The sequence below is a fragment of the Sphingobium indicum BiD32 genome (assembly GCF_000382885.1).
Taxonomy (GTDB): Bacteria; Pseudomonadota; Alphaproteobacteria; order Sphingomonadales; family Sphingomonadaceae; genus Sphingobium; species Sphingobium japonicum_C.
The window spans coordinates 26993-33288 of record NZ_CAVK010000195.1 but is presented as its reverse complement, the minus strand read 5'-3'; the positions used below and the strand labels follow the sequence as shown (position 1 = coordinate 33288).

Here is a 6296-nt window from a genome sequence, read left to right as displayed (position 1 = left end):
CCAGTCGCCCAGCGCGTCGGCCGCCACTTCCCTGTCGGGCAGCATGTCGGGCGTCGCCAGCCACAGGCTTGTCGCGGCGAACTGCACCTGTGTCCCCGCATCGGCCAGAAAATAGGGATGGAATCCCAGACCGGCGGGCATCGGCTCCGCACTCGCATTGGTCAGCGTCAGGTCCATGACGATCGCATCGGGCTGCACCTGCACATGCTGCGCGGCGCGATAGGCCCATGGCCAGTCCGCGCCGCCACCATGGTCCAGCCTAAGCCGCACTTCATCCGCGCTCTGCTCTACGACATCCCAGGCTGCCTGCCAGCCCGTGCCATGGATGCTGTGCGGATGATCGCCGAAGTTGCGCGGCAATTGATAGTCCCGCCCACCAAAGGCAAAACGTCCCTGCGCGATCCGGTTGGCATAGGGCACCAGCGGAAAGCTCGCCATGTCCAGCGGATCGCGACAGTCGCCGGGCGCACGCCGCAGCACATCCTCGTCACCATGGCGCAGCCATAGCAGCGATCCGCCGCCAGCGGGGGCGAACGCTGCTTCCAGCGCTCCCGCTCGCAACAGGACCGGCCCGCCGCTCAGCCGACCATATCCTCAAGCTCGCGGCCCTTGGTCTCCTGCACCATCTTGCGCACGAAGAAGTAGGAGATCGCCGCAAACAGCGCATAGCCGCTATAGGTCATGACCAGCCCCGGCGACACCGCCAGCGCGGGAAAGCTGACCGAAATGGCGGCATTGGCGATCCATTGGGCAAAGCCCGCGACGGCCAGGCCCGATCCGCGAATCTGGTTCGGGAACATCTCACCCAGCATCACCCACATGATCGGTCCCCAGCTCATGTTGAAGAAGATCACATAGAGATTGGCGGCGATCAACGCGATCAGGCCATTATGCCCCGGCAGGCTGACCCCGCCATCCGCGCCAGTGATGGCGGTGGAAAAGGCATAGGCGACGATCGCCAGCGTGACCGCCATGCCCGCCGATCCGATCAGCAACAGCGGCTTGCGGCCGATCCGGTCGATCAGCAGCATCGACCCCAGACAGGCACCAATTGAAAGCACGCCCGACAATATGTTGATCTGCAACGCATTATCTTCGGAAAAGCCGACCGCTTCCCACAACGTCGCGCCATAATAAAAGACGACATTGATGCCGACCAGCTGCTGGAACACGGCCAGACCGATGCCGGTCCATACGATCGGGCGGATCTTGCCGCTGCTCTTTTCGATGAGGTCGGACAGCTTGGGCCGATGATGGTCGGCGGCCAGGCTGTCGCGAATCTCCACCACCTTGCGCGCCGCTTCCTGCGCGCCGAACAACCGGGTCAGCACCGCCTGCGCCTCGGCTTCCCGGCCGCGCGCGACCAGATAGCGCGGGCTTTCGGGGATGAAGAGCAAGGCGACGAAATAGATCGCGGCCGGTATCGCCTGCAACCAGAACATCCAGCGCCACGCCGGATAGTCCAGCCACAGCGGCGCGGTCGATCCGCCCGCATGGCGCGCCAGCACGAAATTGGCGACGAACGCGCCGGTCAGGCCGGAAATGATCATGACCTGCTGCACGCTCGACAGGCGCCCGCGCACCGCCGCCGGGGTGACTTCGGAAATATAGACCGGCGAAATTACGCTGGCCGCGCCGACGCCCAGACCGCCGATGATCCGTGCAATGATGAAGATGGCCGAAGACCCGGCGGCTCCCGCCAGCAGCGCGCTGACCAAAAACAGGATAGCGGCGAGCATCATGACGCCACGCCGCCCGATCATGTCGGCCATTCGTCCCGCGCCAAAGGCACCGATGGACGACCCGACCAGGATCGCGCCGACATTGACGCCGATGCCCAGCTTGCCTAGGTCAAAGGCGCTTTCCAGCCCCTTTTGCGTGCCGTTGATGACCCCGCTGTCATAGCCGAACATGAACCCGCCGATCGTCGCGACCGCGACAATTGCGGCGATAAAGGCCATGTTGACCTTTTCCGCGCTACCCTCACTCATCCCCTCGCATCCTCCCAATTTTATACCGTGTTTTATACTATTGCCCGGCAGTCAGGCATGCCGGGGATCGAAGGCGAACAGATCGCCTGTCACAGCCTGCTTTGTCAACGCTGTCATGTCCAGCCCTTCGCTCAGGGCGACCGTGACGTCCAGCTTGCTGAGCGGCTGCCTGCGACATCGTTCGATGCCGGACCAATATTGCGAAGTCCCCCGGTACGTCATGTCGATCCAGAAATGGAACGACGAAAATATCCGCTGGATCGGGGCTTTGATGCGATTGCGACCGATGGTGGCCACAAAGCTGCCTTTGGTCTTTTCCCCGCCGTCTCTTTGCGGCATAGCTGCTCATGTCATGAGCAAAATTGAAAAGACCGCGCCGGACACCGACGCTCCATCCGCCACCCCCGCGCAGCCCGCTGAAGACAAGGCCGAACTTGCCACCGCTGCCCGCAAATCGGCAGGCAAGGCCGCCTGGACCGGCGCAGCCGTCGGCATCGGCTCGGCTGCGATTGTCGCGGCTCTGCTGTACACCCGCAAGCGCAGCTAAATCCAACACACGCAAAAAGGGCGGCATGGCCTTCACCATGCCGCCCATTTGTGCGACCCTTGCGGGCTCTTCTTCTCCGTCCTTCGCGACGGGGAGGATTCGTGCGTCAGCTTATCCGGCGCCACCGCTCAGAAAAGTTACCAGCTCAGGCTTGCTGACCGACACGCTCTTGTCAGCGTCCGCCGTAGTGAATGCGCCATTGGCCCAGGCAGTAACCTGCTCGGCGGGCAACGCCTTGCCGGTCGCCTTCATTTCCTGGTCCTTCAGCGCAACCATCCACTTGGAAAATTCGGACTGGTCGAGCTGGCCATCGCTATTGGCGTCATAGGCCGGGAATTCGGTATCGACGATGGATGCCACGGCGTCGGTCGGATTGGCAGGCGTCGCTGGTGTTGCGGGCGTAGCGGCCTGCGGCATTGCAGCCTGCGGGTCTGCTGGTGTTGCCGGCGTGGCAGGCGTCGCACTCTGGGGCGCCTCCGGCATTGCGGCCTGCTGCGCCATGGCGGGCGCGGCGATGGCAAGGGCGGTCGTGACTAGAAGCGTGCGGATCATGACAATCTCCTCGGTTATTTGTGCCAGGACAATGAAATCTCTGTCGTCCGGCATTGAATGACGAAGGGATAATGACTGATAACTGTCGAATGTTCCTGAACAGCCGTTCATGTTCAACGGCTTGTCTTGGGAATCCGCTCGATTCGACTGTCTTTGCTGTGCCCGTTGCGACCAGTCGAAGCAATTATCCCGATTTTCTTTGATGGCATCGGCCCGATTTGCCCCGGCGCAAGGACGCTGCTAGGCGCGCGGCAACACACACCCTCCTATGCAGGATTCGCCCATGGTCCCCCGCTACTCCCGTCCCGCAATGACCGCACTCTGGGAACCGGAAGCCCGTTTCAAAATCTGGTTCGAGATTGAGGCGCACGCGACCGAGAAGCTGGGTGAGCTGGGGGTGGTGCCGCCATCGGCGGCCAAGGCGCTGTGGGACTGGTGGGCGACCAACCCGGTGATCGACGTCGCCGCGATCGACGCAATCGAGGCTGTTACCAAGCATGACGTCATCGCCTTCCTGACCTGGGTGGCCGAGCAGGTGGGCGACGAAGCCCGCTTCATGCATCAGGGCATGACCAGCTCCGACGTCCTCGACACCTGCCTCGCGGTGCAGCTTGCCCGCGCGTCCGACCTGCTGATCGAGGATATCGACAAGCTGCTCGACGTCATCAAGCGCCGCGCCTTTGAACATAAGCTGACCCCGACCATCGGGCGCAGCCATGGCATCCACGCTGAACCCGTCACTTTTGGCCTCAAAATGGCCGAAGCCTATGCCGAATTCAGCCGTTGCAAGACCCGCCTGATCGCCGCCCGCGCCGAAGTCGCGACCTGCGCCATTTCCGGCGCCGTCGGCACCTTCGCCAATATCGATCCTGCCGTGGAAGAGCATGTTGCCCAGAAGCTGGGCCTCGCGATCGAGCCGGTCTCTACCCAGGTCATCCCGCGCGACCGCCACGCCATGTTCTTCGCCACGCTGGGCGTTATCGCCAGTTCGATCGAACGCCTCGCCGTGGAAGTCCGCCATCTCCAGCGCACCGAAGTGCTGGAGGCGGAGGAATATTTCTCGCCCGGCCAGAAAGGCTCGTCGGCCATGCCGCACAAGCGCAACCCTGTGCTGACCGAAAACCTCACCGGTCTGGCCCGCGTCGTTCGCGCTGCTGTTGTTCCCGCGCTCGAAAATGTCGCCCTCTGGCACGAACGCGACATCAGCCATTCGTCGGTGGAGCGTTTCTTCGGCCCTGACGCCACCATCACACTGGACTTCGCGCTGGGTCGCCTGACCGGGGTGATCGACAAGCTGCTCATCTACCCTGAGCGGATGATGAAGAATCTCGACAAGATGGGCGGCCTCGTCCACTCGCAGCGGGTGCTGCTGGCGCTGACCCAGGCGGGCGTCAGCCGCGAGGACAGCTATCGTTATGTCCAGCGCAACGCCATGAAGGTGTGGGAATCGGACGGCCAGCTTTCGCTGCTCGAACTGCTCAAGGCCGACACCGACGTCACCGCCGCGCTGCCGGTCGCGGAGATTGAGGACAAGTTCAACCTCGATTATCATTTCAAGCAGGTCGATACCATCTTCCGTCGGGTATTCGGCGAGGCGTAACGATCAACATCCGTTCGCCGCTGATGACGCGCTAGCCGCTCATCGGCGATAGTCCGGCATGGCGCGTTGCGCTGGCGGCAATATGCCTTCCTGCCACGCAACGGCGCGCACCTTGTCGTGCAGAATGGATCATGGCCAGGGTCGCACCATAATCGGGCGCCCCTCGCGACGCGCAAAATGACCCCATCGGGTGCAGTCGCGCCCGTATCCTTCATGCTGTGTTGCAGGATTGACAAGCGTAGCGCGCTGGATAAAAATGGTAACGTTATCATTTTCTGGCGTCGGCGCCGAGGCGGCACAAGCCGGATCGCTACGTTCGACTCTTCGCAACAGGACCGTTTCCAATGCCAAAGATCATCGATGCCAAGGTCATCGTCACCAGCCCCGGCCGTAATTTCGTTACCTTGAAGATTGTCACCCAGGACGGTGTCTATGGCCTGGGCGATGCGACCCTCAATGGCCGCGAACTGTCCGTGGCCAGCTATTTGCAGGACCATGTCATTCCCTGCCTCATCGGCCGGGACGCGCACCGGATCGAGGATATCTGGCAATATCTTTACAAGGGTGCCTATTGGCGGCGCGGCCCGGTGACCATGTCGGCCATCGCCGCCGTCGATACCGCGCTGTGGGATATCAAGGGCAAGCTGGCTGGCCTTTCCGTCTATCAGCTGCTGGGCGGGGCAAGCCGCGAAAGCGTGATGGTCTATGGCCATGCCAATGGCACGACGATCGAAGATACTGTGCGCGTCGCCCTAGAATATCAGGCGCAGGGTTATAGGGCGATCCGCATCCAGTGCGGCGTGCCGGGCATGGCCTCCACCTATGGCGTGTCGAAGGACAAATATTTCTACGAGCCGGCCGACGCCGACCTGCCGACCGAAAATGTCTGGAACACCAGCAAATATCTCCGCGTCGTGCCTGAATTGTTCAAGGCCGCGCGCGAAGCGCTGGGCTGGGACGTGCATCTGCTCCACGACATCCACCATCGTCTGACCCCGATCGAGGCGGGGCGTCTGGGCAAGGATCTGGAACCCTATCGTCCCTTCTGGCTGGAAGATGCGACCCCGGCGGAAAATCAGGAAGCCTTCAGGTTGATCCGCCAGCACACAACGACGCCGCTGGCGGTGGGGGAGATTTTCAACTCGATCCATGATTGCCGCGAACTGATCGAAAACCAGCTGATCGACTATATTCGCGCGACCGTGGTTCATGCGGGCGGCATCAGCCATTTGCGCAAGATCGCGAACCTGGCCGATCTCTATCAGGTTCGCACCGGCTGCCATGGCGCGACCGACCTGTCGCCGGTCTGCATGGCTGCTGCACTGCATTTCGACCTGTCGGTCCCCAATTTCGGGGTGCAGGAATATATGCGCCACACAGCCGAAACCGACGCTGTATTCCCCCACGCCTACACCTTTGCCGACGGCGCGATGCATCCGGGTGAAGCGCCGGGCCTGGGCGTCGACATCGACGAGGAACTGGCCGCAAGATATGAATATGATCGCGCCTTCCTGCCGGTGAACCGGCTCGAAGATGGCACCATGTTCAACTGGTGATCCGTGCGAGCGCCGTCGCCTCCTGCGCCAACCTAGTCGCAATTTGCACT

The 6296-nt window shown here is 62.2% G+C and carries 7 protein-coding genes; 3 read left to right on the top strand and 4 right to left on the bottom strand.

Annotation, left to right across the window (positions count from 1 at the left end; genetic code table 11):
• The 3 genes from EBBID32_RS18290 to EBBID32_RS18280 form a co-directional block, all read right to left on the bottom strand.
• On the bottom strand, positions 1 to 561 hold a 561-nt coding region (locus EBBID32_RS18290), incomplete at its 3' end, for an aldose epimerase family protein (RefSeq protein ID WP_081628126.1).
• A gap of 17 nt (positions 562 to 578) precedes the next feature.
• Positions 579 to 1991, bottom strand: a complete 1413-nt coding sequence (locus tag EBBID32_RS18285) for a sugar porter family MFS transporter (protein WP_006963334.1) — start codon at positions 1989 to 1991, stop codon at positions 579 to 581.
• 51 nt (positions 1992 to 2042) lie between these two features.
• The gene (locus tag EBBID32_RS18280; protein WP_037491739.1) at positions 2043 to 2330 is read right to left on the bottom strand and encodes a hypothetical protein; all 288 of its coding nucleotides are present in this window, start codon (positions 2328 to 2330) and stop codon (positions 2043 to 2045) included.
• A 13-nt stretch (positions 2331 to 2343) separates the two neighbouring features.
• Between EBBID32_RS18280 and EBBID32_RS18275 the strand changes: the two genes are divergently transcribed.
• A complete protein-coding gene (locus tag EBBID32_RS18275; RefSeq protein ID WP_006963330.1) occupies positions 2344 to 2538 on the top strand; it encodes a hypothetical protein in 195 nt (64 codons plus the stop codon).
• 111 nt (positions 2539 to 2649) lie between these two features.
• Here EBBID32_RS18275 and EBBID32_RS18270 read toward each other — a convergent pair whose 3' ends face one another.
• Positions 2650 to 3090: an EF-hand domain-containing protein gene (locus tag EBBID32_RS18270; protein WP_006963328.1), complete on the bottom strand. Its 441-nt coding sequence runs from the start codon at positions 3088 to 3090 to the stop codon at positions 2650 to 2652.
• 283 nt (positions 3091 to 3373) lie between these two features.
• Here EBBID32_RS18270 and purB point away from each other — a divergent pair, with 283 nt between their 5' ends.
• Together purB and manD are read left to right on the top strand one after the other, a co-directional pair.
• Positions 3374 to 4690 (top strand): adenylosuccinate lyase, encoded by a 1317-nt coding sequence (gene purB, locus EBBID32_RS18265; RefSeq protein ID WP_006963327.1) that lies wholly within the window; start codon positions 3374 to 3376, stop codon positions 4688 to 4690.
• Between the two features lie 344 nt (positions 4691 to 5034).
• Complete coding sequence (manD, locus tag EBBID32_RS18260; RefSeq protein WP_006963325.1) at positions 5035 to 6246, top strand: D-mannonate dehydratase ManD; 1212 nt, start codon at positions 5035 to 5037, stop codon at positions 6244 to 6246.
• Positions 6247 to 6296: the final 50 nt, after the last annotated feature.

What these genes read in the sequence shown, in the direction of transcription:
- EBBID32_RS18285 (WP_006963334.1), bottom strand. Translation starts at nt 1,991, where the DNA reads ATGAGTGAGGGTAGCGCGGAAAAGGTCAACATGGCCTTTATCGCCGCA.
- EBBID32_RS18280 (WP_037491739.1), bottom strand. Translation starts at nt 2,330, where the DNA reads ATGCCGCAAAGAGACGGCGGGGAAAAGACCAAAGGCAGCTTTGTGGCC.
- EBBID32_RS18275 (WP_006963330.1), top strand. Translation starts at nt 2,344, where the DNA reads ATGAGCAAAATTGAAAAGACCGCGCCGGACACCGACGCTCCATCCGCC.
- EBBID32_RS18270 (WP_006963328.1), bottom strand. Translation starts at nt 3,090, where the DNA reads ATGATCCGCACGCTTCTAGTCACGACCGCCCTTGCCATCGCCGCGCCC.
- purB (WP_006963327.1), top strand. Translation starts at nt 3,374, where the DNA reads ATGGTCCCCCGCTACTCCCGTCCCGCAATGACCGCACTCTGGGAACCG.
- manD (WP_006963325.1), top strand. Translation starts at nt 5,035, where the DNA reads ATGCCAAAGATCATCGATGCCAAGGTCATCGTCACCAGCCCCGGCCGT.